The 950-nt window shown below is 60.5% G+C and carries 1 protein-coding gene; it reads right to left on the bottom strand.

The window, feature by feature from the left end; all coding sequences use genetic code 11:
• A partial coding sequence (locus DY468_RS24525; protein ID WP_164608216.1) for a helix-turn-helix domain-containing protein occupies positions 1-899 on the bottom strand: 899 nt, incomplete at its 3' end.
• Positions 900-950 lie beyond the last annotated feature (51 nt).

The following is a 950-nucleotide window of genomic DNA, read 5'->3' as shown; positions in this document are numbered from 1 at the left end:
TTGTAATAGACCATGTATTCGAACAACTCGTTGGCGAAGTGGTCGAGGTTGTCGAAGGTGGCACCTTCGATCACGTCCTCGTCGAGCGTCCGCCAGAAGCGCTCGATTTTGCCGTTGGTCTGGGGGCGGTACGGCCGAGTGTAACGGTGCACGATGCCGAGCTCGCGCAACATCGCTTCGAAGGGGTGCTCGTCCGGACGGGCTCGCGAGGCGAACTCGGCGCCGTTGTCGGACAGGATCTCGGCGAACTGGACGCCGTAGCTGACGTTCAGCGTGTTGATCATCTTCAACGTCTTGAACATCACCGGCAGGGCCTTCTTCGAGGTCACGACCTCGGCCCAGGCCAGACGCGAGCAGCTGTCGAGCAGGCTGACGACAAAAGCTGTGTTGGGTGGCGGCGCCAGGAACATGTCGCGCGGCAATTGATGCAGGTCGACGTGACCGAGTTCGCCGATCTTGTCCTTGATAATGCGGCGTTTCTCCTCGCGCATGGCCGGCGTACGGCGGTTCAATCCCCGATCCACCAGCACCCGATAGATGGTCGATTCCGAGGGTACCTGATCGCGCCGCTCTCGCAAGGCGGCATGGATCTCGTAGCGGTTCATGCCGCGCTGCCGGGCGGCGACGATCTCCGTCTCGATGCCTTCCGGGACACGACGATCCCGCCATTTAGGTCCGCGGCGCCGGGGCAACAGATCGGCCTCGTCGCCGCTCTGCAGATAGCGGTTGTAGTACTTCCGGAAGGTTTGGGAGCAAGTGCCGTGATGGCGGTAGAAGTCACCGACGCGGCGGAATTGCTCCGACCGTCCCTCCTTTACCGCCTCGTACTCAGCGATCAGAAAACGCCACTTCTGGATGTAGTTTCTTTCAATCGTCCGATCGAAGCTGTTGTCGCGCATCGAAGCCTCCCTGATGGGTGGATTCGATCACCGAATTGTTGAACATGCACA

The organism is Rhodopseudomonas sp. BR0M22 (assembly GCF_010907035.1).
GTDB lineage: Bacteria > Pseudomonadota > Alphaproteobacteria > Rhizobiales > Xanthobacteraceae > Rhodopseudomonas.
Note: the sequence above shows the minus strand (reverse complement) of the source record. Positions and strands in the feature narration are given on the sequence as shown.